The sequence below is a fragment of the Pseudomonas sp. Je.1.5.c genome (genome assembly GCF_051129895.1).
Taxonomy (GTDB): domain Bacteria; phylum Pseudomonadota; class Gammaproteobacteria; order Pseudomonadales; family Pseudomonadaceae; genus Aquipseudomonas; species Aquipseudomonas urmiensis.
The window spans coordinates 1-24,636 of the sequence record NZ_JBCPSP010000060.1; the positions used below are offsets into that span (position 1 = coordinate 1).

Here is a 24,636-nt window from a genome sequence, read left to right on the forward strand (position 1 = left end):
CCGAACTCAGTAGTGAAACGATGCATCGCCGATGGTAGTGTGGGGTTTCCCCATGTGAGAGTAGGTCATCGTCAAGATTCATTTCGCAAAACCCCTATCTGCGCGAGCAGGTAGGGGTTTTGTCTTTTCCGTCTTCCGCCAAATCAGCCTAATCGATACCACATTCAGTTGAGACGAAGCATGCGTGGGAGCGGGCTTGCCCCGCGATAGCAACTGCCCCCCGCTCAACCCCTGACATCACCCCTCGCGCCTCTATCCCTCAACAACGAGATCGGTGTAAAGGCCATGACACACATCAGCGCCAAACGTCTGCTCCCACAATTGGAGTCAGAGCACTAGAATAGAGCCCACGCTTCCATTCAGATCCCCTTATGCCCAACCCTGTCGACCCCGAAGTGCTGGCCCAATTACCCCTGGACGAACTCGTAGCCTGTCACGAGTGCGACCTGCTGCTGCGCAAGCCGCCCTTGCAGCATGGTGAAAAGGCCCTGTGTCCGCGTTGCGGCTACGAGCTCTACGCTCACCGCTATAACGTGGTCAATCGCAGCCTGGCCCTGGTGCTGACGGCCTTGCTGCTTTATATACCGGCGAACTTCCTGCCGATCATGCAACTGCACCTACTCGGCCAGACCTCCGATGACACTGTCTGGAGTGGCGTATTAGGCCTGTACAACTCACAAATGCAGCTGATCGCTGTGGTGGTGTTCCTGTGCAGCATGGCCATCCCATTGCTCAAGCTGCTCTGCCAATTGGCGGTGTTGCTGAGCATCCGCCTAAACATCGGGCGCAGTTATGGCTTGCTGATCTACCGCGTTTACCACCACCTGAAAGAGTGGGGCATGCTTGAGGTGTACTTCATGGGTGTTCTGGTGGCCATCGTCAAATTGGTCGACCTTGCGCAACTGACAATCGGCCTGGGTCTGTTCTGCTTCATTAGCCTGTTACTGGTTCAGGTCTGGCTGGAAGTGGTGATGTCGCCCCACCAGATCTGGGTGGCCTTGTCGGGGGAGGACCTGCATGCGGGCGATTGATGCAGGTATTTTGGTGTGCAATGAATGCCATGAGCTGAACAGACAGCAAGCGGATGCGACTTCGCAGACCTGTACCCGCTGTGGCGCTATCGTACATGCCCGCCGCCCTAACAGCATCGTGCGCACCTGGGCGCTGCTGATCACGGCATTGGTGCTGTACATCCCAGCCAACGTGCTGCCAATCATGACCGTCAGCTCGCTGGGCCAGGGCAGTCCGGACACCATCATGTCCGGGGTTATCACGTTGATGAAACACGGCATGCTGCCTATTGCTGCGGTGGTGTTCATCGCCAGTATCCTGGTGCCCACCTTCAAGCTGGTTGGCATTGGCCTGTTGCTGTACTCGGTGCAGCGCCATCAGCCCCTGTCGGCGCGCCAGCGCATATGGATGTACCGCTTCATTGAATTCATCGGACGCTGGTCGATGCTGGATATCTTCGTCATTGCCATCTTGGTGGCAGTGGTGAATTTCGGCCGCATCGCCAGTGTCGAAGCCAACCTGGGGGCCATCGCCTTCGCCTCTGTGGTGATTCTAACGATGCTCGCTGCTTTAACTTTTGATCCCCGACTGATCTGGGATAACACGGAGTCGGATGACGACCATGAGTGATGTGCCTACGGCTAAAACCCGCCCAGCTTCGAATTGGTCGGCCATCTGGATCCTGCCGCTGATCGCCTTGATCATCGGTGGCTGGCTCGGCTGGCAGGCCTATCGCGATGCCGGCGTCGAGATTCAAGTGCGTTTCGAGTCGGGTGAGGGGATTGTCGCCAACAAGACCGAAGTCATCTACAAAGGTATGCCGGTGGGTAAGGTCACCGCCTTGGTGCTCGATGCCAAGGGCAGCAATACCGGGGTGATCGCTACCATTGAAATGAACAAGGCGGCAGACGAGCACCTGACCACCGGAACCCGCTTCTGGCTGGTCAAGCCGAGTGTCACCCTCGCCGGTATCTCAGGCTTGGAAACACTGGTATCGGGTAATTACATCGCCGTCGACCCCGGCAAGGGCGAGCCGACCAAGCGCTTCAAGGCCTTGTCGGCAGCGCCGCCGCTGTCTGATGCCGAGCCTGGGCTGCACCTGACCCTGAAGGCCGACCGGCTCGGCTCGCTCAACCGCGACAGCCCGGTGTTCTACAAGCAGATCCAGGTCGGCCGGGTGAAGAGCTATCGCCTGTCCGATGACCAGGACACCGTCGAGGTCAAAGTCTTCATCCAGCCTGCCTATGCCAGCCTGGTGCGCAAACACACGCGTTTCTGGAACGCCAGCGGCATCAGCATCGATGCCGACCTGTCCGGGGTCAAAGTGCGCAGCGAGTCGCTGAGCAGCATCGTTGCCGGCGGTATCGCATTCGCCACCCCTGAACATCGCAAGGACAGCCCACCCACCGACCCAAGCCTGCCATTCCGCCTCTATGAGGACTTCGACGCAGCGCAGGCGGGCATCCGCATCAAGGTTCGGCTGAGCGACTTTGAAGGCTTGCAAGCCGGGCGTACGCCTGTGCTGTACAAAGGCATTCAGGTTGGCTCGCTGAAGACCCTGAAAATCGAAGATGACCTGACCAGCGCAATGGCTGAGCTGACCCTCGATCCGCTCGCTGAAGACTATCTGGTCGAAGGGACGCAGTTCTGGGTGGTCAAGCCGTCCATTTCCCTGGCCGGTATCACCGGTCTGGAAGCCTTGGTCAAAGGTAACTACATCGCCATTCGCCCAGGTGAGAAGGGCGCACGCCCGCAACGCGAGTTCGAAGCTCGGCCCAAAGCGCCGCCACTGGACTTGAAAGCCCCAGGTTTGCACATGGTGCTGTTCGCTGACACGCTTGGATCGCTCGAGGTTGGCAGCCCGGTGATGTACCGCCAAGTCAAAGTAGGTAGCGTGCAGAGCTACCAGTTCGCGCGCAACAGCAAGCGGATCCTGATCGGTGTGCACATCGAGAAGGAGTACGCCAACCTGGTCAATGGTTCGAGCCGTTTCTGGAATGCCAGCGGCATTACCCTCACCGGCGGGCTTTCGGGGATCAAGGTCAAGAGCGAGTCGCTGCAGACCCTCATGGCGGGCGGTATCGCCTTCGATACGCCAAGGCCGGATGTGAAGCTCAAGCGGCATATTCCACGTTTCCGTCTGCATGACAGCGAAGAGGCGGTGAATCGCGCAGGCACCCTGATCACCATTCGAGTCGATCGCGCTGACGGCTTGAAGCCCGGTACGCCGATTCGCTTCCGTGGCCTGGATGTCGGCAGTATCGAAAGTACGGATCTGACCGATGATCTACAGGCGGTGCTGCTCAGGGCGCGGATTACCGAAGCCGCAGAGCGCATTACCCGGGTCGGCACGCAGTTCTGGGTGGTCAAGCCCGCGTTGGGCCTGGTGCGCACTGAAAACCTCGATACCCTCATCGGCGGTCAGTATCTGGAAGTGCAGCCTGCCCTGAAGAACCAGGGCCCTCAGCGTGATTTCATCGCCCTAGGCCAAGCACCTGAGGTGGTCGGCGAGGAGATCGGACTGCCACTGACCCTCAGCGCGCCGCGCCGAGGGTCGATCAAGCCAGGCGTGCCGGTGACTTATCGCGAAGTGGCGGTGGGTAAGGTGACAGGTTTCGAGCTGGGGCAGAGTGCCGATCGTGTACTGATCCATATCCTCATCGAGCCACGCTATGCGGCGCTGGTGCGCGGCGGCAGCCGGTTCTGGAACAGCAGCGGCTTTGGCTTCGACTGGGGCCTGTTCAAGGGCGCTACGGTGCGTACCGAGTCGCTGGAGACCCTGATAGACGGCGGCATCGCCTTTGCCACCCCTGATGGTGAGCAGATGGGCAACCCGGCGCGGCCGCAGCAGACCTTCGCCTTGTTCGACAAGCCCGAAGAGGCCTGGCTGCAGTGGGCGCCAAAGATTCAGCTAGGCAAGTAGAGCCAGCACCGCCTATCCGCTCCCACAAGATCTGCGCTGACTTAACAACAGCGCAGCCCCTGTGGGAGCGGGCTTTCCCGCGAAGAGGTCGACGCCGACCCAGACTCAAATCACAGGCAATAAAAAACCGACCCTAGGGTCGGTTTTTGGACAAGCGCGTCGCTTAGGCAGCTGCAGCTTCTTTCAGCGCCTTGATGTGGCCATTCAGACGGCCTTTGTGGCGAGCAGCCTTGTTCTTGTGGATGATACCTTTGTCGGCCATACGGTCGATTACAGGCACAGCCAGGGTGTAGGCGGCTTGCGCTTTTTCGGCGTCTTTTGCGTCAATGGCTTTAACTACATTCTTGATGTAGGTGCGGACCATGGAACGCAGGCTGGCGTTGTGGCTGCGACGCTTCTCAGCCTGTTTTGCGCGTTTCTTGGCGGAAGGTGAGTTGGCCACCGTCGAGCTCCTTGAAAGACTTTAGGAAAATAGCAAACAAAATAGGCCGCGAATCATGCCGATGCATACGACGGATGTCAAGGCCACCTGCAGGGTTCCGCCGAGTGGTGGGTCCGCGAGAGGGAAATATTCCTTTCTGCGCCGCGACCTGTAAACTCGGGAATTTTGGCTCCCCTGCGAAGGCGCGGGAGTATCGCACATCTGGACGTCATTAGTAGCGTCCTCCGTCCCCGGCGTGAAAATTTTTCGATGAACCTGCTCAAATCCCTGGCTGCAGTCAGTTCCATCACCATGATTTCGCGGGTGTTGGGCTTCGTCCGCGACACCATCCTGGCGCGCGTTTTTGGCGCCGGCGTTGCTACCGACGCCTTTTTCATCGCCTTCAAGCTGCCCAACCTGCTGCGCCGGATCTTCGCCGAAGGTGCTTTCTCCCAGGCCTTCGTGCCGATTCTGGCCGAATACAAGACCCAGCAGGGCGAGGAGGCGACCCGTACTTTCGTCGCCTATATAAGTGGCTTGTTGACCCTGGTCCTGGCGTTGGTCACAGCGCTGGGCATTCTTGCGGCGCCGTGGGTGGTCTGGATCACCGCGCCTGGATTTGTCGATGACGCGGAAAAATACGCGCTGACCACCGACCTGCTGCGGGTGACCTTCCCCTATATATTGCTGATCTCGCTGTCGTCGCTGGTAGGCGCGATCCTCAACACCTGGAACCGCTTCTCGGTCCCGGCGTTCACCCCGACCCTGCTCAACGTGGCGATGATCGCCTTCGCCCTGCTGCTTACCCCGTACTTCGATCCACCCATCATGGCCCTGGCCTGGGGTGTGCTGGCCGGCGGCCTGGCCCAGCTGCTGTATCAGCTGCCAGCGCTGAAGAAGATCGGCATGCTCGTGCTGCCACGCCTGAACCTGCGCGACACCGGGGTGTGGCGCGTGCTCAAGCAGATGCTGCCGGCAATCCTCGGCGTCTCGGTCAGCCAGATCTCGCTGATCATCAACACCATTTTCGCCTCGTTCCTGGTGGCGGGTTCGGTGTCGTGGATGTACTACGCCGATCGCCTGATGGAGCTGCCGTCCGGGGTGCTGGGCGTGGCCCTGGGCACGATTTTGCTGCCAACCCTGGCCAAGACCTATGCCAACCGCGACCGCGATGAGTACTCGCGGATTCTCGACTGGGGCCTGCGCCTGTGCTTTTTGCTGGTGCTGCCGTGTACCCTGGCCCTGGCGATTCTGGCCGAGCCATTGACCGTGGCACTGTTCCAGTACGGCAAGTTCACCGCCTTCGACGCGGCCATGACCCAACGCGCGCTGATCGCCTATTCGGTCGGCCTGCTGGCGATCATCCTGGTCAAGGTGCTGGCCCCAGGCTTCTATGCCCAGCAAAATATTCGCACCCCAGTAAAGATCGCGATCTTCACCCTGATTTCCACCCAACTGCTCAACCTGGTGCTGGTCGGCCCGCTTGCCCACGCCGGCCTGGCCCTGGCGATCAGCATGGGTGCCTGCCTCAATGCCGGCTTGCTGTTCTGGAAGCTGCGCAGCCAGGATCTGTTCCAGCCGCAGCCGGGCTGGACGCTGTTCCTGCTCAAGCTGGTGCTGGCGGTGGGCTTGATGTCAGCGGTGTTGCTGGCTGGCATGCACTACATGCCAGCCTGGGAGCTGGGCGGGATGCTCGAGCGTTTCCTGCGTTTGGGCGCGTTGATCGCAGCGGGAGTGGTGACCTATTTTGGTTGCCTGTACCTGTGCGGTTTCCGCCCCCGGCATTTTGCCCGCAAGGCCCTGCACTGAGGCGCTGACCGGCCAAGCGTCGGTTTTTCACATTCCACGCCACCCCATGGCGCTGCTGCCTGTCACCAGCGCCCGGGTGTGGTTATAATCGACCACTTTATGAGCAAGAAGCGCGTTATGCAGCTGGTTCGAGGTCTTCACAACCTGCGCCCCGAGCATCGGGGCTGTGTCGCCACCATTGGCAACTTCGACGGGGTTCACCGTGGCCACCAGGCAATCCTGGCGCGCCTGCGTGAGCGCGGCCAGGAGCTGGGCCTGCCCACCTGCGTGGTGATCTTCGAGCCGCAGCCCCGCGAGTACTTCGCGCCCGAGACCGCCCCTGCGCGCCTGGCCCGCTTGCGCGACAAGGTCGAGCTGCTGGCCGGCGAGGGTATCGACCGGGTGCTGTGCCTGGCCTTCAACCAGCGCCTGAGCAAGCTCAGTGCCGATGCCTTCGTCAAGGCGATCCTGGTCGATGGCCTGGGTGTGCGCCACCTGGAGGTCGGCGACGACTTCCGCTTCGGCTGCGACCGCGCTGGCGACTTCGCTTTCCTGGTTGAAGCCGGCAAACAGTATGGCTTTAGCGTCGAAGCGGCCAATACCGTGGTCCAGGACGGCCTGCGCGTGAGCAGCACCAAAGTGCGCACCGCGCTGGCCAACGCCGACTTCGAGCTTGCCGCGCACCTGCTCGGCCGGCGCTACACCATTACCGGGCGTGTGCTGCATGGCCAGAAGCTGGCCCGCCAACTCGGTACGCCGACCGCCAACATCCAGCTCAAGCGCCGCCGGGTCCCGCTCAGCGGGGTCTACCTGACCAGCGCCGAGATCGACGGCAAGGTCTGGCCGGGTGTGGCCAATATCGGAGTACGCCCCACCGTCGCCGGTGACGGGCGTCCTCACCTTGAGATTCATCTATTGGATTTTGCCGGCGACCTGTATGGCCGGCGTCTGACGGTGGAATTCCACCAAAAGCTGCGCGAAGAGCAGCGATTCGCCTCCCTGGAGGCGCTGAAGTCGGCGATCGACGCGGACATCGCCGCCGCACGTGCCCACTGGCACGCTCAACCGCTAACGAAGAGCCTGAAATGACCGACTACAAAGCCACGCTTAACCTTCCGGACACCGCCTTCCCGATGAAGGCCGGCCTGCCCCAGCGCGAACCGCAGATCCTGCAGCGCTGGGACAGCATTGGCCTGTACCGGAAGTTGCGCGAGATTGGCAAGGATCGTCCCAAGTTCGTCCTGCACGACGGCCCACCCTATGCCAACGGCAAGATCCACATCGGTCATGCGCTGAACAAGATTCTCAAGGACATGATTGTCCGCTCCAAGACCCTGTCCGGTTTCGACGCGCCGTACGTCCCAGGCTGGGACTGCCACGGCCTGCCGATCGAACACAAGGTCGAAGTCACCCACGGCAAGCACCTGAGCGCCGACCAGACCCGCGAGCTGTGCCGCGCCTATGCTGCCGAGCAGATCGAAGGGCAGAAGACCGAGTTCATCCGGCTGGGTGTGCTGGGTGACTGGGACAATCCCTACAAGACCATGAACTTCGCCAACGAAGCGGGCGAGATCCGCGCGCTGGCCGAAATCGTCAAGCAAGGCTTCGTGTTCAAGGGCCTGAAACCTGTGAACTGGTGCTTCGACTGTGGCTCGGCGCTGGCCGAAGCCGAAGTCGAGTATGCCGACAAGAAGTCGCAGACCATCGACGTCGCCTTCCCGGTTGCCGACGCTGACAAGCTGGCCGCCGCCTTCGGCCTGGCCAGCCTGGCCAAGCCCACTGCCATCGTGATCTGGACCACCACCCCGTGGACCATCCCGGCCAACCAGGCGCTGAACATCCACCCTGAGTTCAACTACGCCCTGGTCGATACCGGCGAGCGTCTGCTGGTGCTGGCTGAAGAGCTGGTCGAAGCGTGCCTCAAGCGCTACAACCTGGAAGGCTCGGTCATCGCTACCGCGCCAGGTTCGGCGCTGGAACTGATCAACTTCCGTCACCCGTTCTACGACCGCCTGTCGCCGATCTACCTGGCCGACTACGTCGAGCTGGGCGCCGGCACTGGTGTGGTTCACTCCTCGCCTGCCTATGGTGAAGACGACTTCGTCACCTGCAAGCGCTATGGCATGGTCAACGACGACATCCTCACTCCGGTACAAAGCAACGGCGTGTACGTGCCGAGCCTCGAATTCTTCGGCGGCCAGTTCATCTGGAAAGCCAACCCGGCAATCGTCGACAAGCTGCAGGAAGTCGGTGCGCTGCTGCACACCGAGACCATCAGCCACAGCTACATGCACTGCTGGCGCCACAAATCGCCGCTGATCTACCGCGCCACCGCGCAGTGGTTCATCGGCATGGACCGCAAGCCAAACACCGGCGACACCCTGCGCGAGCGCGCGCTCAAGGCCATCGAAGAGACCAAGTTCGTTCCGGCCTGGGGCCAGGCCCGCCTGCACGCTATGATCGCCAACCGTCCCGACTGGTGCATTTCGCGTCAGCGTAACTGGGGCGTGCCGATCCCGTTCTTCCTCGACAAGCAAAGCGGTGAGCTGCACCCGCGTACCGCTGAACTGATGGAAGAAGTCGCCAAGCGCGTCGAGCAAGAGGGCATCGAAGCCTGGTTCAAGCTGGACGCCGCCGAACTGCTCGGCGCCGAAGCCGACCAGTACGACAAGATCACCGACACCCTCGACGTCTGGTTCGACTCCGGTACCACCCACTGGCACGTGCTGCGCGGCTCGCACGACATCGGCCATGCCACCGGCCCGCGTGCCGACCTGTACCTGGAGGGTTCCGACCAGCACCGTGGTTGGTTCCACTCCTCGTTGCTGACCGGCTGCGCCATCGACAACCACGCGCCGTACCGCGAGCTGCTGACGCACGGCTTCACCGTCGATGAAAACGGCCGCAAGATGTCCAAGTCGCTGGGCAACACCATCGAGCCGCAGAAGGTCAACGACATCCTGGGTGCCGACATCATGCGCCTGTGGGTTTCGGCCACTGACTATTCCGGCGAGATGGCGGTCTCCGACCAGATCCTGCAGCGCAGCGCCGACGCCTACCGGCGGATCCGTAACACCGCGCGCTTCCTGCTGTCGAACCTGTCCGGTTTCGACCCGGCCCGCGACCTGCTGCCGGCCGAAGACATGCTGGCGCTGGATCGCTGGGCAGTGGACCGCACCCTGCTGCTGCAACGCGAGCTGGAAGAGCACTACAGCGAGTACCGTTTCTGGAACGTCTACTCGAAGATCCACAACTTCTGCGTGCAGGAGCTGGGCGGCTTCTACCTCGACATCATCAAGGACCGCCAGTACACCACCGGCGCCAACAGTGTCGCCCGCCGTTCCTGCCAGACCGCGCTGTACCACATCAGCGAGGCCCTGGTGCGCTGGATCGCGCCGATCCTGGCGTTCACCGCCGATGAGCTGTGGCAGTACCTGCCGGGCGAGCGCAACGAATCGGTGATGCTCAACACCTGGTATGAAGGGTTGTCCGAGCTGCCAGAAGGCTTCGAGCTGGATCGCGCCTACTGGGACCGCGTCATGGCGGTCAAGGCAGCGGTCAACAAAGAGCTGGAGAACCAGCGCGCGGCCAAAGCCATCGGTGGCAACCTGCAGGCAGAAGTCACCCTGTTCGCCGAAGAAGGCCTGAGCGCCGATCTGGCCAAGCTGGGCGACGAGCTGCGCTTCGTGCTGATCACCTCCGCCGCCAGCGTGGTGCCGTTCGTGCAGGCGCCGGCCGATGCCGTGGCTACCGAAGTCGAAGGCCTGAAGCTCAAAGTGGTCAAGTCCGGTCACGCCAAGTGCGGCCGTTGCTGGCACTTCCGCGCCGACGTCGGGGCTAATCCTGAGCATCCAGAAATCTGCTCGCGTTGCGTCGACAACCTGAGCGGTTCCGGTGAGGTGCGCCACTATGCCTAACCCTGTTGCGGGGCGCTTCGGGCGCCTTGCCTGGCTCTGGCTGAGCCTGGTGGTGCTGGTCATCGACCAGGCCACCAAGGTCTATTTCGAAGGTGCCTTGAGCCTGTACCAGCAGATCGTGGTGATTCCCGACTACTTCAGCTGGACCCTGGCCTACAACACCGGCGCGGCGTTCAGCTTCCTGGCTGACAGCTCTGGCTGGCAGCGCTGGCTATTCGCCCTGATCGCCCTGGTGGTCAGCGCCGTACTGGTGGTCTGGCTCAAGCGCCTGGGGCGCAACGAGACCTGGCTGGCAGTGGCGCTGGCCCTGGTACTGGGCGGTGCGCTGGGCAACCTGTACGACCGCATCGTGCTCGGTCACGTGGTCGACTTCATCCTGGTGCACTGGCAGAACCGCTGGTATTTCCCGGCCTTCAACGTGGCCGACAGCGCCATTACCGTCGGTGCGGTGATGCTGGCGCTTGATATGTTCAAGAGCAAGAAGTCCGAGGAGCCTGTGCATGACTGAGACCCGTATTGGCCAGAACACCGAAGTCACCCTGCACTTCGCGTTGCACCTGGAAAACGGCGACACCGTCGACAGCACGTTCGACAAGGCCCCGGCCGTGTTCAAAGTGGGCGATGGCAACTTGCTGCCTGGTTTCGAAGCCGCATTGTTCGGCTTCAAGGCCGGTGACAAGCGTACCGTCACTGTCGCCCCAGAAAACGCCTTCGGCCAGCCGAACCCGCAGAACGTGCAAGTGATGCCGCGTTCGCAGTTCGCTGACATGGAACTCTCCGAAGGCCTGCTGGTGATCTTCAACGATGCCGCCAACGCCGAGCTGCCGGGGGTGGTCAAAGCCTTCGACGACGCCCAGGTGACCATCGATTTCAATCACCCATTGGCTGGCAAGACCCTGAGCTTCGAGGTGGAGATCCTCGCGGTGAAGGCCCTGTAAGCCAGGAGCTGAGCATGCAAATCAAACTCGCCAACCCTCGCGGCTTCTGCGCGGGGGTCGACCGGGCGATCGAGATCGTCAACCGCGCTCTGGAAGTCTTCGGCCCGCCGATCTATGTGCGTCACGAAGTGGTGCACAACAAGTTCGTGGTCGAAGACCTGCGCAACCGCGGCGCGATCTTCGTCGAGGAGCTCGACCAGGTGCCGGACGATGTCATCGTCATCTTCAGCGCCCATGGCGTTTCCCAGGCCGTGCGCCAGGAAGCGGCCGGGCGCGGCCTGAAGGTGTTCGACGCGACCTGTCCGCTGGTGACCAAGGTGCATATCGAAGTGGCCAAGTACAGCCGCGACGGTCGTGAATGCATCCTCATCGGCCACGCCGGGCACCCGGAAGTCGAAGGCACCATGGGCCAGTACGACGCCAGCAACGGCGGCTCGATCTACCTCGTCGAAGACGAGAAGGACGTGGCCAGCCTGCAAGTGCGCGACCCTGACCACCTGGCCTTCGTCACCCAGACCACGCTGTCGATGGACGACACCAGTCGCGTCATCGATGCCCTGCGCGCACGCTTCCCGAATATCGGCGGCCCGCGCAAGGACGACATCTGCTACGCCACCCAGAACCGCCAGGACGCGGTCAAGCAACTGGCGGACGAGTGCGATGTGGTGTTGGTCGTCGGTAGCCCGAACAGCTCCAACTCCAACCGCCTGCGTGAGCTGGCCGAGCGCATGGGCACCCCGGCCTACCTGATCGACGGTGCCGAAGACCTGCAGCAAGGCTGGTTCGACGGTATCGGCCGCATCGGCATCACCGCTGGCGCGTCGGCACCCGAGGTGCTGGTGCGCGGGGTGATCGACCAGCTCAAGGCGTGGGGCGCCACGGGCGCCGAAGAGCTCGATGGACGTGAGGAGAACATCACCTTCTCCATGCCCAAGGAGCTGCGGGTGCGTTCGCTGATCTGATCAGTCGCCTGCGCACAGAGGCCTTGCGGCCGTGTCTGTGCGCAGGCTCACCCTGCCGCTAGGCGCCAGCACCACCTGGCGCCGCTCGGGATCGCCGGGCTGGCCGCAGACCTCCAGCGTCCCCCCCAAGAAACCGCCATTGCCCCGCAATGGAATGCCCTGCGCACTGAACCACACCTCATTACCCAAGCTGCCGACGATCTTCAGGTGTGTGCCAAGACGTTGCTCGCGCAGCAATTCACCGCTGTGCACGCGCAGCACCCGCCAACCCATCCCCCAGTCACCCTGCAAGGGTTGCACTGCCACCGCTTGTTGCAGCAGCAAGGCTTGGCCGCGCGCACTGCGCAGTGCCTGCGCCAGTTCGCGGGCGGCGGTTGCCCGTTGCAGGTCTTTGCTGATTGCGTTGTAGGCCGGCGCCGCAAGCTGGGTCAGAACCCCGGCCAGGGCCAGCGCAAACATCATTTGTATCAGTGTTACGCCCTGTTGCTTCACGCTGCATTCCTCCCTGGAACTGCTTCGCTTTAGCTTTGCGGACGACGGCCAACGGGTCTAGTCGGCCGGATCGCTGGCAGCTAGCGGGAAATTTCCCAAGGAGCACACCAATGCGTATGAGGCAGCGTGGAATGACCTTGCTTGAGGTCATGATTGCGGTAGTGGTGCTGGCGTTGGGCTTGATTGCCAGCGCTGGGTTGCAACTGCGTGCACTGCAGGCCACCGATAGCGCCCGCCGCGACACCCAAGCGGTATACCTGGCGCAAGGCATGCTGGAAAACGCCAGGGCTGCAGGTCGGCTGGAGGCTAGCGCGCTGTCGCAGTGGCAGGCCCAGGTCAAAGCGTCCTTGGGCGCACAGGCCCAGGGCAGGGTCGTGCACACCGGCGACATGCTGGTGGTGGATATCCACTGGCCGGGCGCAGGCACGGCCGAGCGCCAGGGCATCAACTTGCAAGGCCAGCTATGAGCGCCCGTCAGCACGGTTTCAGCCTGCTCGAAGGGCTGCTGGCATTGGCCCTGGGCCTTATCCTTTTGGCCGCAGCAAGCCAGGTATTCGTCGCGAGTGTGCAGAGCTGGCGGATGCAAAACGCTGTAGCGCAATTGCAGGACGATGCCCGCTTGGCCTTGCAGCGCATGGCGCAGGATATTCGCATGGCGGGCATGTTCGGCTGCCTGCGCCTGCAACCGAGTCATTTCGAAAACCCTGCACTCGCCACGGCCTTCGCTAGACCTGTGCAGGTCATCCAAGGCGGACAGGGCCTGAGCCTGATAGTCGCGCAATTACCTGGCAGCGGCAGCCGCCCCGCCTGGACCGTGCTGACCGACTGCCGAAGCTGGGCGCAGGTGAGAAATGGCCCACAGCCAGGCAGCGAGCAGACCCTGGCATTTGCCATCAGTCGACATACCTATCTGCTGCGCGATTCGCGCCTGACCCTGATGCGTAACGGCGCTTCGCAGCCGTTGATCGACAATGTCCGAGACCTGCGTGCAACGCTGGTGGCGAGCGACGAAGGCGAGCGTGTCGATGTGCAATTAACCCTGTTCGACCGGCAGTTTTCCATCGAGCAACGCCATGGCATCAGCGTGGCGCTAAGAAACCGGCTGCCCGAGTCATGAAGCGCCAGCGCGGCATGGTGCTGCTGATCAGCCTGGTGCTCTGTTTACTGCTCGGCTTGCTCGCGGCCTCGGCGTTAAGCGATGGCTTGCTGCAGACACGCCTGGCCAGTCAGTTGCTGGCCAACGCGCGCGCCCTGGAACAAGCCGAAGCAGCCCTGCTGGAGGGCGCGGCGCGGCTGGTGGTTGCTTCGCCGCCAGCCTGCCAGCCGTGCATGCCCCCAGCGGATGCGTTCGACGTACAAGGCAGCCAGGGCGGCTGGCAAGCTGGCAACAGCGGCTTTTTCTTTTTGCAGAATCTGGGCGAGAGCACCCGCGCCGCGCACCTGCCGGCAGACTTGCCGGTGAACTTGTATCGGGTCACTGCGGTAAGCCAGCAGACCCACGCGCGGCAGGTGCTGGAAGCGGTGTACGCGATTGAAGCCGGTCAACCCACTGCGCTGCACAGAATCCTCTGGCGGCAGAGATTGAGGGAGCCATGACATGCAGCAAGGCCTGAGCCTGATCGAGTTGTTGATTGTCGTGGCCGTCACCGGCATTCTGGCAGCCATTGCCTACCCCAGTTACAGCGACCAGCTGCGCCGCGCCGCGCGCAGCGAAGTGGTCGGCTTGCTGCACGACGCCGCCTTGCGCCTGGAGCGCCACCATGCGCAGAGCGGACAGTACGTCGACAGCGACCATCAGCTAGTTTCCTTGCCCGCCGGCAGCCGCTATTACAGCCTGCACGCGCAACGTGACGACGAGCGCTTTCGGCTGCTGGCCAGGCGTTTGCCGGGTAGCTTGATGGAGCATGACCGCTGTGGCGATTTTCAGCTCGACCAGGCGGGTGTGCGCAGCAACCTCAACAGCCAGGGCGATGAGCGCGACTGCTGGGGCGGTTGAACGTGGATATCTCGGTTTTTTCAGGTGTTGGATCGACAGATGAGCAAGCAAGTAGTGATTGTCGGCGGTGGGGTGATCGGCCTGCTGACTGCGTTCAACCTGGCGGCAAAGGTCGACCAGGTGGTGGTATGTGATCAAGGCGAAGTGGGTCGCGAATCGTCCTGGGCCGGTGGCGGCATCGTCTCGCCGCTCTATCCCTGGCGCTACAGCCCGGCCGTGACCGCCCTGGCGCACTGGTCGCAGGATTTTTATCCACAGCTGGGCGAGCGCCTGTTCGCCAGCACAGGTGTCGATCCCGAAGTGCACACCACCGGCCTGTACTGGCTCGACCTCGATGACCAAGCTGATGCGTTGGCTTGGGCCGAGCGCGAGCAGCGTCCGCTGAGCGCTGTGGATATCTCGGCCGCGTACGACGCCGTGCCCGTGCTGGGTGCGGGCTTCAAGCGGGCGATCTTCATGGAGGGCGTGGCCAACGTGCGTAATCCGCGCTTGGTCAAATCGCTCAAGGCCGCGCTGCTGGCGCTGCCGAACGTGAGCTTGCGCGAGCATTGCCAGATCACGGGTTTCTCTCAGCACGCTGGACGCATCACTGGCGTGCAGACCGCCGAAGGTGTGCTCAGTGCTGATGAGGTGGTGCTCAGCGCTGGCGCTTGGAGTGGCGATCTGCTGCGCACGCTGGGCCTGGAGTTGCCGGTCGAGCCGGTCAAAGGGCAGATGATCTTGTTCAAGTGCGCGGAAGATTTCTTGCCGAGCATGGTCCTGGCCAAAGGGCGTTATGCGATCCCTCGGCGCGATGGGCATATTCTGGTGGGCAGTACCCTGGAGCATGCGGGCTATGACAAGACGCCGACCGAGGATGCGCTTGAAAGCTTGAAAGCCTCGGCGGTGGAGCTGTTACCGGCGTTGGCCGATGCCACTGTGGTGGGGCATTGGGCGGGGTTGCGGCCAGGCTCGCCCGAGGGCATTCCGTATATCGGGCCGGTGCCGGGGCATCAGGGGTTGTGGTTGAACTGCGGGCATTACCGCAATGGGTTGGTGCTGGCGCCGGCGTCGTGCCAGCTGTTTTGCGATCTGTTGACCGGTGCCGAGCCGATCATCGATCCAGCGCCGTATGCCCCGGCTGGGCGTTTGGGCTGAAATCGCTATCGCGGGGCAAGCCCGCTCCCACGCAGGGTCACTTGATGTAAGCGGGCTTGCAACTTGGCGTGGGAGCGGGCTTGCCCCGCGATAGCGATGGCGAAGGCACCGCTTAACCCACGACTGGCGCCTGCAAATGCCGACTCGGATAATGCTGCTCATACACCTTGCACACCCGCAGCACCTGCTCATCGGCAAATCGCCCAGCCACCACCTGCAGCCCCACCGGTAGCCCCTCGCGAGTAAACCCGCAAGGCACCGACGCCGCTGGCTGTTGGGTCAAGTTGAACGGATAGCTGAACGGCGTCCATTCCATCCACTGGCCCATGCCTGACCCAGGCGGCACGTTGTGCCCGGCCTCGAACGCCACCAGCGGCATCATCGGCGACACCAGCACGTCATAGCGCTGATGGAAGGCATTCATCCGCGCCACCAGCTCAGCCCGTGCTTCCAGTGCCTCGGTGTACTGACTCAGGCTGATATCCGCACCGCGCTCGGCAATCCAGCGCAACCCTGGGTCGAGCAGGTCACGCTGCGCCGGCGACAATTGGCTGGCCAGCCGCGCCGCCCCGGCGAACCACAAGGTGTTGAAGGTATCGAGCGGATCGGCAAAGCCCGGATCGACTTCCTCCACCTGCGCGCCCAACCGCGCCAGGCGTTGCACTGCTTGCGCGGTCAGCGCCTGGATCTGCGGATCGACCTTCACGTAGCCAAAATCGGCGCTGTAGGCGATGCGCAGGCCGCTCAGATCTTGATCGTCACTCAACCACGGCACCTGCCGCGGCGCCCCGGCCAGGCCGTCGCGTGGATCGGGCCGGGCTACGCAATCGAGCATCAGCACCGCATCATCGACCGTTCGGGTCATCGGCCCCAGGTGCGACAGCAGGGTCATGGCGCTGGCCGGCCACTGCGGCACATAACCAAAGGTCGGTTTGATCCCGAAGGTGCCAGTGAAGGCACAGGGAATGCGGATCGAACCACCGGCATCGCTGCCCTGATGCAACACGCCAAGGTTGAGCGCTGCCGCCGCCGCCGCACCGCCCGACGAGCCACCTGCGGTCAGGCGCGTGTCCCAGGGGTTGCGGGTAATGCCATACAGCGGATTGTCAGTAACGCCTTTCCAGCCGAACTCGGGCGTGGTGGTCTTGCCCACCAGTACCGCCCCGGCCTCACGCATGAAGGCAGAGAAGGGCGCGTCCACCTCCCAAGGGCCAGCCGCCGAGGTGGTCAGCGAGCCCTTGCGCGTGGGCATGCCGCGGGTCAGGGTCAGGTCTTTGATCGAAGCAGGCACGCCATCCAGCCGGCCACAGGGTTCGCCGCGCTGCCAGCGTTGTTCGCTGGCGCGGGCGGCGGCGCGAGCGCCTTCGCCGTCGACATGGCAATAGGCGTTCACCGCCGGATTGTGGCGATCGATGCGCGCCAGTACATCGTCAACTACTTCAACAGGTGACAGCTGGCGCTGGCGGAACAGCTCGAGCAGTTCGACGGCGGTGAGTGCGCCGATAGCGGTCTTGCCAGTCATCTCAATGGGCTCCCTGATTGGCGGCCTGGAACATGGCGCGCAGCAGTACGTCGCAGCCGTCGGCCAGATCCTGTGGCGCGGCATTCTCGATCTCGTTATGGCTGATACCGCCTTCGCACGGCACGAAGATCATCCCGGCAGGGCCCAGCTCGGCGACGAAGATCGCATCATGGCCAGCGCCGCTGACGATATCCATATGGCTCAGGCCCAGCTCGCGGGCGCCCTGGCGCACGGCATCGACGCACTGCTCGGCGAAGTACAGCGGGGGGAAGTCGGCAGTCGGCGTGAGTTCGACGCTCAGGCCATGCTTGGCCGCGCTCGCCTCGATCACTTCGCGCACCTCGGCGACCATCGCGTCGAGGTGGCCGGGGTCGAGGTGGCGCAGGTCGATGGTCATCTGCACCTGCCCAGGAATAACGTTGCGCGAGCCAGGGTGCACGTTCAGGCAACCGACCGTGCCACAGGCGTGCGGTTGGTGAGCGTGGGCGATGCGGTTGACCGCCGCGACCACTTCGGCGGCGCCGACCAAGGCGTCTTTACGCAGGCGCATTGGGGTAGGGCCGGCGTGGGCTTCGACGCCGGTCAGCACCAGGTCGAACCACTTCTGCCCCAGGCAGCCCTGCACCACGCCGATCGTGGTACGCAGGTCTTCGAGCACCGGCCCCTGCTCGATATGCGCCTCGAAATAGGCGCCCACCGCATGCCCGGTCGGCACGCGTGGGCCGGCATAGCCGATGCGCTGCAACTCGGCCCCCACCGACAGCCCCTGATCATCGACCTTGTCCAAGGTCTCCTGCAGGCCGAACTTGCCGGCAAACACGCCTGAACCCATCATGCACGGCGGGAAGCGCGAGCCCTCCTCGTTGGTCCACACCACCACTTCCAGTGGCGCTTCGGTGCTCAGGCCAAGGTCATTGAGGGTGCGGATCACCTCCAGCCCGGCCATCACCCCATAGCAGCCGTCGAACTTGCCGCCGGTGGGCTGGGTGTCGATATGGCTGCCGGTCATCACCGGTGGCAAATCAGGATTACGCCCCGGCCGACGGGCGAAGATATTGCCAATGGCGTCAACGCTCACCGTACATCCGGCATCCGTGCACCACTGCACGAACAGGTCGCGCGCCTGGCGGTCGAGGTCGGTCAGGGCCAGGCGGCACACGCCACCCTTTTGCGTGGCACCCAGGCGGGCCAGGTCCATCAACGATTGCCACAGGCGTTCGCGGCTGACCAGCGCGCCTTGGCCAAGCAGGTGTTGCGAGGGATCGATGCGGGTATTCATGGTCCATCTCTCCTAATGCAAATCTCATGGGTTTAGCAGGGACCCTGTAGGAGCGGGCTTGCCCGCGAAGAGGCCAGTTCAGGCCTCATCGGTGGATGGCAAGGGCTGCGCCCTTGTTCGCGGTCAAGCCCGCTCCCACAGGGTTTTGTAGTGTCTGCACAGCGTCCGGGCTAGGCGCTCAGGGCCAGGTAGCGGTTCTTGATGCTTGGGTCGGCGCGAAACTGCTCGGCGCTGCCCTGGTAGGCCACCCGGCCTTGTTCGAGCACGTAGTGGCGGTCGGCGAGGGCGTCGCAGACCTTGAGGTTCTGCTCCACCAGCAGGATCGACAGGCCTTCGTCCTTGATCCGCCGCAGGATTTTCACCAGCTCATCGACGATCACCGGCGCCAGGCCCTCGGTCGGCTCATCGAGAATCAGCAGTTTCGGGTCGTTGAGTAGCGCGCGGGCGATGGCCAGCATCTGCTGTTCACCACCAGACAGGGCAAAGCCATTGTTGCGCCGGCGCTCCTTGAGCCGTGGGAACATCGCGTAGACATCCTCCAGCTGCCAGCGGCTGTCCTTGCGCGCGGCAATCTTCAGGTTCTCCTCGACGTTGAGCTGGCGGAAGATCCCGCGATGCTCGGGCACCAGTGCGATGCCCTGGCGAGCGATGTCGAAGATCTCGCGGCCGACCAACGCCTGGCCGTTGAACTGGATCTGCCCCTGCCGTGGCCGGACGATGCCGAGAATGCTGCGCAGGGTGGTGGTCTTGCCGGCGCCGTTGCGTCCGAGCAGGGTCACCAGTTCACCGGCCTCGACTTTCAGTGAGACCCCTTCGAGCACATGGCTCTTGTCGTAGTAGGAATGGATCGAATCGACGCTGAGCATCAGGCGGCCTCTCCAAGGTAGGCGGTGCGCACACGCTCGTCGTTGCGCACCTGGTCCGGGGTGCCCTCGACCAGGATCTGGCCGTGGCTCATGACAGTGATGCGCTGGCTGATCGACATGACGATGCTCATGTTGTGCTCGATCAGCAGCACGGTGTGGTCGCGACCCAGGTCGCTGATCAGCTCGGTCATCACCGGAATGTCATCGATGCCCATGCCCGAGGTGGGCTCATCGAGCATCAGCAAGGTCGGATTGGCGCAGATCGACATGCCCACTTCCAGCACCCGCTGCTGGCCGTGCGACAGCTCACCGGCCAGGGTTTCGGCGCGGCCGTTGAGCTTGAGCCGCTCCAGCACCTGGTCGGCGGTGTCCCAGTGGCTGCGCTTGTGCTCGACACTGCGCCAGAAGTTCAGCGCACCGAGGCCATCGCGGCCTTGCGCGGCCAGGCGCAGGTTCTCGCGCACGCTGAGGTTCTGGAACAGGCTGGTGAGCTGGAACGAGCGCGCCATGCCCAGCGCCACCCGGCCGTGGGAGGGTTTGCGGATGATGTCCTGGTCGTTAAACAGGATCTTTCCGGCGGTGGCCTGGCGCTCGCCGGTCAGGCAGTGGAACAGGCTGGTCTTGCCGGCGCCGTTGGGGCCGATCACCGTGTGGATGGTGCCCGCGCGGACCTTCAGGTCAACCCCATCGACTGCGCGGAACGGCCCATAGGCCAACTGCAGATTGCGGGTTTCCAGGAGAAATTCACTCATCACAGGGTCTCCTTGGTCTTGGCATCGAGGGTGCGCGAGGGTTGCAGGCGCTTGACCAGGTCGGCCAGGCCGCCCCACAAGCCGCCACGCATGAACACCACCACCAGGATCAGAATCGCCCCCAGCAGCATCAGCCAGCGCGGCCATAGCTCCGACAGCACATCGCCAAGCACGACGATGGCGCCGGCGCCCAGCAGCGAGCCGAACAGCGAGCCGGTGCCGCCGACGATGGTCATGATCAGGATGTTTTCGCTCATCATCAGGTCGATGTTCGACAGCGGTGCGAAGTGCAGCAGCATCGCGTACAGCGCCCCGGCGATGCCGGTGATGGCGCCAGACAACATGAACACCAGGATCTTGAAGTGGCGGATGTCATAGCCAATCGCCGCGGCGCGGGTCTCGTTCTCGCGGATCGCCAGCAAGGTGCTGCCAAACGGCGAGCGGATCACCCGCAGGGCGCCGGCGAAGATCAGCAGGAACAACACGGCGACGAAGGCATAGAAGTGCCGGGGGTTAGCCAGGTCGACCAGAACATGGCCGGCGATCTCGATATTGGGCCGTGGCACGTCGAGCAGGCCGTTGTCGCCGCCGGTCCAGCCGCTCAGGGTGTAGGCGAGGAAATACGCCATCTGGCTGAAGGCCAAGGTCAGCATGACGAAGTAGATGCCCTTGCGGCGGATCGCCAAGGCGCCGACCAGCAACGCCAACAGGGCGCCGAACAGCGCCGCGCCGACCAGCGCGCCGAGCATGCCCCAGTGCAGGTGGATCATCAGCAGCGCCGCGCCATAGGCACCCGCGCCGAAGAAGATGCCCTGGCCGAACGACAACAGCCCGGTGTAGCCCAGCAGCAGGTTACAGGCCAGCGCGGCGAGGCCGAAGATCAGGATCTCGGTAGCCAGGGTCGCCGACGGCAAGATCAGCGGCAGGCCGATCAGGCTGACGATCAGCAGCAACAGCAGGGCAGGGCCGTGACCCTTGGCCACTGCCAGTGGATTCTTGTCAGTCATGTTCATGCTCTCCCGAACAGGCCGTAGGGACGAACCAGGATCACCGCCGCCATCGCGCCGTAGATCATCAGGCTGGCGCCTTGCGGCCAGAGGCTGGTCATCATGCTTTGCACCACACCCACCAGCAGCCCGCCCACCAGCGCGCCGCCGAACGAGCCCATGCCACCGATCACCACCACTACGAAGGCGATACCGAGGATCTCCGGGCCAACGAACGGCTGGGCACCGCGCAGCGGCGCGAACAGCACCCCGGCGACACCGGCCAGGCCAACGCCGAGAGCGAAGGTCAGGGAGAACAGGCGGAAGATGTTGGTGCCCAGCAGCGACACGGTTTCGGTGCTTTCACTGCCGGCCCGCACCAGGGCGCCGAAGCGGGTGCGCTCCAGCAACAGCCACAGACCCAGGCCGATCAGCGCAGCGAAGCCGATCAGGAACAGGCGGTAGTAGGGGTAGATGAAGTCGCCGACGATCAGTACCCCGCGCAGCTCCGGCGGCACCGCGATGTGCTTGCCGACCGGGCCCCAGATCAGCACCGAGGCTTCCTGGATGATCAGCGCGATGCCGAGGGTGACGAGGATCTGGAAGGTATGTGGCAGGTGGTAGATGCGCTTGATCAGCACGCGCTCGACTGCCCAGGCCAAGGCCGCCACCGCCAATGGCGCGATCAGCAGCGCCAGCCAGAAGTTACCGGTCAGGGCCACGGCGGTGTAGCACAGGTAGGCGCCGAGCAGGAAGAACGCGCCATGGGCGAAGTTGACGAAGTTGAGCAGGCCGAAAATGATCGTCAGGCCCACAGCGATGAGGAAGTAGATCATCCCCAGCCCTAGGCCGTTGAGCAGCTGGAACAGGTACAAATCGAGCATGGAAGTGCCCTCTGCAGCGCGCCGAGCGCCTGCATCTGTGCAAAAAATGGGACCAGCGCCGCGGCTCAGGCCAGGGCGCAACCGGTGTGATCGACCTCGACGAACGAGCGGCCGGCGCTGAGCACCTCGGCCAAATCGTCTTCATCGCGCATCTGCGCCTGCGGTTTGCCCCGCAGCAGGTAGTAGTCCTTGAGCACCTGGTGATCGCCGGGGCGGATCAGCTCCTCGCCGGTCGGCCCCTGGAAGCGCATGCCCTGTAGCGCCTGGGATACCGCCGCACCATCGAGGCTGCCGGCTTTGACGATGGCCTCGAGCATGACCTTGGTGCAGATGTAGTCGGCGGCCAGCGGGTAGTTGGGGTTGATGCCGTAGGCCTTGCGCGTGGCTGCGACCAGCTCGCGGTTCAGCGGGGTGTCGACCTGGTGCCAGTACTGCGCGCCGAGGTAGACGCCTTCGAGTACATCGCTGCCCAGCTCCTGGAACTGATCCAGGCCGGCCGACCACACCAGCAGCACTTTCATCCGCTCCTTGATGCCGAAATTGACCGCCTGGCGCAGGGCGTTGGATGACTGGCTGCCGAAGTTGAGCAACACCAGTACGTCGGGCTTGGAGGCGATGGCGTTGGTCAGGTAGCCGGAGAACTCCTGCTCCTGCAGCGAGTGGTAGCTGTTGCCGATGTGTTCGATGCCGTGCTCGGCGAACACCTTGCGCGCGTTGTCCAGCAGGGCATCGCCGAACACGTATTGCGGGGTGATGGTGTACCAGCGCTTGGCCTCGGGCAGCAGCTTGATCATCGGCACCAGGGTTTCGCGAATGGCGCCGTAGGTCGGCACCGACCAGCGGAAGGTCGAGCTGTTGCAGTCCTTGCCGGTGATCTCGTCGGCGCCGACCGGGGTCATGAACACGCCGCCGGCCTTGTGAATCTCCTTGGACACCGCCAGCGCCGAGGAGGACAGGGTGCAGCCCTGGAAGAAGCGCGCGCCATCCTGGCCGATGGCTTCCTGAACCTTGCGTACCGCTTTACCGGCGTTGCCCTCGGTGTCGATGACCTTGTACTTCAACGGTCGGCCGAGCAATTGCGGGTGTTCGGCAATGGCCAGGCGCGAACCCATGTCGGCGTATTTGCCATAACTGGCAAACGCCCCGGACATCGACTTCAGTCCGTAGAAGGTCAGCGGCTCTTCGGCGAATGCCCGGTGCGCTCCGAGGGGGAGGCTACCGAGGGCACCCAGGGCAAGGCCTGCCTTGAGCAGGGTACGTCTTTGCATGAGTAACTCCTTGGTTGTGGTTATTAGGCAGGAGTGGCAATGACAAAGCGGGTACGGCTGGGCCTGTGCGCAGGCCTCTGTCCAGGCGGATCAGTGGTGGTGATCGAACTCCAGCAGGAAGTTGCGGGCGACCTCGCCTTCGAGCGCGGTCATGTGGTGTTCGGCGTCGCACATGTGCTCGTGCATCAGACGGCGCACGGCCTGTTCGTCGCTGGCGCGTAATGCCAGCAACAGTTGCTTGTGGTAGTCGATGTTGGCTGCGGCGAACTGCTGGCGCTTGGGCAGGTAGGCTTTTTTCAGCACCACCAGGTCGCGTAGCAGGTCGTTGAGAAACACCGCCATGAAGCTCAGCAACGGGTTGGGGCAGCGGCGTGCGAGCAGGGTGTGGAACTCAAGCTCGGCCAGGCGTTGTTCGCGCTGGCCCTCTTCGCTGTCTTCCGGGGCGCTGCAGAAATCGATGTTGGCTTGCAGGGCGGCGTAGTCGTCTTCGCTCAGCTTGCCCATCACCGACACCGCCAGCTCGACTTCGATGACCTTGCGCAACTGGTAGACCTGCTCGCCGTCCAGGTGCTGGAAGTGCAGGTAGTTGCGCAGGGCGCGGCTGGCCGGTTCAGTGCCGACTTCATTGAGGTAGGCGCCGCCCGTGGGGCCGGTGCGGGTGCTGACCAGGCCTTCGACTTCGAGGGCCTTGAGTGCTTCACGGGCGGTGCCCTTGGAGCATTCGAAGTGCTCCATCAGCTCGCGCTCGGTGGGCAGGCGGTCACCCGGGTGCAGGGCCTCGGTGACGATCGAGCGCTTCACCGATTCGACGATCATGTCGGAGAGCTTCTGGCGTTTGCGCTTGGGTTTGAGCATGGCTGCTAATTTTTCATATTTATGCGGATAAATAGGATTTAGCGAACTTTGCTCGGGTGGGTCAATGGTGGCGGTGGGGGAGGGGTCGTAAATAGTGTGGAAGGGTCGGGGAGAGATATGTGCCGAAGTCTGTGCCGTCAGAATGCACTCGCGGGGCAAGCCCGCTCCCCCGTTTGCTCACAGATCATTGATCTGGCGTGGGAGGGGGCTTGCCCCGCGAGTGGCCGGCCGGATTAGTGCTTCTGCTCAGGCCCCTGCTCCAGATGCGCCTGGCTGCAATACCACTGGCTACCCTGCTGCAAGGCCCGGTCATTGGGCAGATGCACGCCACAATGCGCACAACGGACCATCTTCAGCGGGTCATCGAGCTTCTGCTCAGGACGTGATTGCTGGCTGAGCTTGAATTTGCGCCACAGCCAGAACGCGGCGGCGATCAGGGCGATCCAGAAGAGTAGGCGAACCATGGTGTCCAGCTTGTCGAGAAATAGAGGCCACAGTCTAGGACGCGGGCATGAAAAAAGGGAGGCCTGGGACTAATGCTGTTCACTAAAGATTTTGGGGCCGCTTTGCGCCCCTTCGCGGGCAAGCCCGCTCCCACAGGTAAAGCGCTTAACTTGAGAGCGGCGCTACACCTGTGGG

At 63.1% G+C, this 24,636-nt stretch carries 25 protein-coding genes and 1 rRNA gene; 15 read left to right on the forward strand and 11 right to left on the reverse strand.

The window, feature by feature from the left end; translation table 11 throughout:
- The 4 genes from rrf to AAZU54_RS25490 form a co-directional block, all read left to right on the forward strand.
- Nucleotides 1-77: ribosomal RNA gene (gene rrf / locus AAZU54_RS25475) — 5S ribosomal RNA — on the forward strand; the annotation flags it as partial.
- A 294-nt stretch (nt 78-371) separates the two neighbouring features.
- The gene (locus AAZU54_RS25480; RefSeq protein ID WP_186553663.1) at nt 372-1,031 is read left to right on the forward strand and encodes a paraquat-inducible protein A; all 660 of its coding nucleotides are present in this window, start codon (nt 372-374) and stop codon (nt 1,029-1,031) included.
- Nucleotides 1,018-1,641: a paraquat-inducible protein A gene (locus tag AAZU54_RS25485; protein WP_186553664.1), complete on the forward strand. Its 624-nt coding sequence runs from the start codon at nt 1,018-1,020 to the stop codon at nt 1,639-1,641. The genes AAZU54_RS25480 and AAZU54_RS25485 overlap by 14 nt, the downstream gene beginning before the upstream one ends.
- Nucleotides 1,634-3,934, forward strand: a complete 2,301-nt coding sequence (locus AAZU54_RS25490) for a PqiB family protein (protein ID WP_312155025.1) — start codon at nt 1,634-1,636, stop codon at nt 3,932-3,934. Before AAZU54_RS25485 ends, AAZU54_RS25490 begins: the two co-directional genes overlap by 8 nt.
- 163 nt (nt 3,935-4,097) lie before the next feature.
- Here the strand turns inward: AAZU54_RS25490 and rpsT are convergent, their stop codons facing one another.
- Nucleotides 4,098-4,376, reverse strand: coding sequence for a 30S ribosomal protein S20 (gene rpsT / locus AAZU54_RS25495; RefSeq protein ID WP_010220592.1), 279 nt, complete (start codon nt 4,374-4,376; stop codon nt 4,098-4,100).
- Nucleotides 4,377-4,625: 249 nt separating this feature from the next.
- On the opposite strand from rpsT, the gene murJ reads away from it, so the two are divergent.
- The 6 genes from murJ to ispH all read left to right on the forward strand — a co-directional run bounded on the left by murJ (nt 4,626) and on the right by ispH (nt 11,960).
- Nucleotides 4,626-6,164, forward strand: a complete 1,539-nt coding sequence (murJ, locus tag AAZU54_RS25500) for a murein biosynthesis integral membrane protein MurJ (protein ID WP_186553666.1) — start codon at nt 4,626-4,628, stop codon at nt 6,162-6,164.
- Nucleotides 6,165-6,281: 117 nt separating this feature from the next.
- Nucleotides 6,282-7,232 (forward strand): bifunctional riboflavin kinase/FAD synthetase, encoded by a 951-nt coding sequence (gene ribF, locus AAZU54_RS25505; RefSeq protein WP_186553667.1) that lies wholly within the window; start codon nt 6,282-6,284, stop codon nt 7,230-7,232.
- Complete coding sequence (ileS, locus tag AAZU54_RS25510) at nt 7,229-10,060, forward strand: isoleucine--tRNA ligase (RefSeq protein ID WP_434727821.1); 2,832 nt, start codon at nt 7,229-7,231, stop codon at nt 10,058-10,060. Before ribF ends, ileS begins: the two co-directional genes overlap by 4 nt.
- Complete coding sequence (gene lspA, locus AAZU54_RS25515; protein WP_186553669.1) at nt 10,053-10,568, forward strand: signal peptidase II; 516 nt, start codon at nt 10,053-10,055, stop codon at nt 10,566-10,568. Before ileS ends, lspA begins: the two co-directional genes overlap by 8 nt.
- Nucleotides 10,561-10,998 (forward strand): FKBP-type peptidyl-prolyl cis-trans isomerase, encoded by a 438-nt coding sequence (gene fkpB / locus AAZU54_RS25520; RefSeq protein ID WP_186553670.1) that lies wholly within the window; start codon nt 10,561-10,563, stop codon nt 10,996-10,998. The genes lspA and fkpB overlap by 8 nt, the downstream gene beginning before the upstream one ends.
- 14 nt (nt 10,999-11,012) lie before the next feature.
- Nucleotides 11,013-11,960, forward strand: a complete 948-nt coding sequence (ispH, locus tag AAZU54_RS25525) for a 4-hydroxy-3-methylbut-2-enyl diphosphate reductase (protein ID WP_186553671.1) — start codon at nt 11,013-11,015, stop codon at nt 11,958-11,960.
- Here ispH and AAZU54_RS25530 read toward each other — a convergent pair whose 3' ends face one another.
- The gene (locus AAZU54_RS25530; protein ID WP_312153237.1) at nt 11,961-12,452 is read right to left on the reverse strand and encodes a GspH/FimT family pseudopilin; all 492 of its coding nucleotides are present in this window, start codon (nt 12,450-12,452) and stop codon (nt 11,961-11,963) included.
- A gap of 110 nt (nt 12,453-12,562) precedes the next feature.
- On the opposite strand from AAZU54_RS25530, the gene pilV reads away from it, so the two are divergent.
- From pilV to thiO, 5 genes are read left to right on the forward strand one after another with little or no spacing between them, the layout of a single operon-like run.
- Nucleotides 12,563-12,919 (forward strand): type IV pilus modification protein PilV, encoded by a 357-nt coding sequence (gene pilV, locus AAZU54_RS25535; RefSeq protein ID WP_186553673.1) that lies wholly within the window; start codon nt 12,563-12,565, stop codon nt 12,917-12,919.
- Complete coding sequence (locus tag AAZU54_RS25540) at nt 12,916-13,569, forward strand: PilW family protein (protein ID WP_434727822.1); 654 nt, start codon at nt 12,916-12,918, stop codon at nt 13,567-13,569. Before pilV ends, AAZU54_RS25540 begins: the two co-directional genes overlap by 4 nt.
- Nucleotides 13,566-14,048 (forward strand): hypothetical protein, encoded by a 483-nt coding sequence (locus AAZU54_RS25545; RefSeq protein WP_434727823.1) that lies wholly within the window; start codon nt 13,566-13,568, stop codon nt 14,046-14,048. The genes AAZU54_RS25540 and AAZU54_RS25545 overlap by 4 nt, the downstream gene beginning before the upstream one ends.
- A gap of 1 nt (nt 14,049) precedes the next feature.
- Nucleotides 14,050-14,448, forward strand: coding sequence for a type IV pilin protein (locus tag AAZU54_RS25550; protein ID WP_186553676.1), 399 nt, complete (start codon nt 14,050-14,052; stop codon nt 14,446-14,448).
- A 39-nt stretch (nt 14,449-14,487) separates the two neighbouring features.
- On the forward strand, nt 14,488-15,585 hold the full coding sequence (thiO, locus tag AAZU54_RS25555) for a glycine oxidase ThiO (protein ID WP_434727824.1): 1,098 nt from the start codon (nt 14,488-14,490) through the stop codon (nt 15,583-15,585).
- A gap of 112 nt (nt 15,586-15,697) precedes the next feature.
- Here thiO and AAZU54_RS25560 read toward each other — a convergent pair whose 3' ends face one another.
- From AAZU54_RS25560 to AAZU54_RS25600, 9 genes are all read right to left on the reverse strand, one after another.
- Nucleotides 15,698-17,107 carry an amidase gene (locus AAZU54_RS25560; RefSeq protein WP_434727825.1) on the reverse strand — a complete coding sequence of 470 codons (1,410 nt, stop codon included), beginning with the start codon at nt 17,105-17,107 and terminating at the stop codon, nt 15,698-15,700.
- 1 nt (nt 17,108) lies between these two features.
- Entirely contained in the window at nt 17,109-18,386 is a 1,278-nt protein-coding gene (locus AAZU54_RS25565; RefSeq protein ID WP_264237190.1) for a Zn-dependent hydrolase, read from the reverse strand.
- A gap of 170 nt (nt 18,387-18,556) precedes the next feature.
- Nucleotides 18,557-19,252: an ABC transporter ATP-binding protein gene (locus AAZU54_RS25570; protein ID WP_186553679.1), complete on the reverse strand. Its 696-nt coding sequence runs from the start codon at nt 19,250-19,252 to the stop codon at nt 18,557-18,559.
- Complete coding sequence (locus AAZU54_RS25575; protein ID WP_434727826.1) at nt 19,252-20,004, reverse strand: ABC transporter ATP-binding protein; 753 nt, start codon at nt 20,002-20,004, stop codon at nt 19,252-19,254. Before AAZU54_RS25575 ends, AAZU54_RS25570 begins: the two co-directional genes overlap by 1 nt.
- A complete protein-coding gene (locus tag AAZU54_RS25580; protein WP_186553681.1) occupies nt 20,004-21,011 on the reverse strand; it encodes a branched-chain amino acid ABC transporter permease in 1,008 nt (335 codons plus the stop codon). The genes AAZU54_RS25575 and AAZU54_RS25580 overlap by 1 nt, the downstream gene beginning before the upstream one ends.
- A 2-nt stretch (nt 21,012-21,013) precedes the next feature.
- On the reverse strand, nt 21,014-21,874 hold the full coding sequence (locus AAZU54_RS25585; RefSeq protein WP_264237187.1) for a branched-chain amino acid ABC transporter permease: 861 nt from the start codon (nt 21,872-21,874) through the stop codon (nt 21,014-21,016).
- Between the two features lie 65 nt (nt 21,875-21,939).
- Nucleotides 21,940-23,142, reverse strand: coding sequence for an ABC transporter substrate-binding protein (locus AAZU54_RS25590; RefSeq protein WP_434727827.1), 1,203 nt, complete (start codon nt 23,140-23,142; stop codon nt 21,940-21,942).
- Between the two features lie 90 nt (nt 23,143-23,232).
- Nucleotides 23,233-23,997 carry a FadR/GntR family transcriptional regulator gene (locus tag AAZU54_RS25595; protein WP_186553684.1) on the reverse strand — a complete coding sequence of 255 codons (765 nt, stop codon included), beginning with the start codon at nt 23,995-23,997 and terminating at the stop codon, nt 23,233-23,235.
- Between the two features lie 233 nt (nt 23,998-24,230).
- Nucleotides 24,231-24,461, reverse strand: coding sequence for a PP0621 family protein (locus AAZU54_RS25600; RefSeq protein WP_186553685.1), 231 nt, complete (start codon nt 24,459-24,461; stop codon nt 24,231-24,233).
- Nucleotides 24,462-24,636 lie beyond the last annotated feature (175 nt).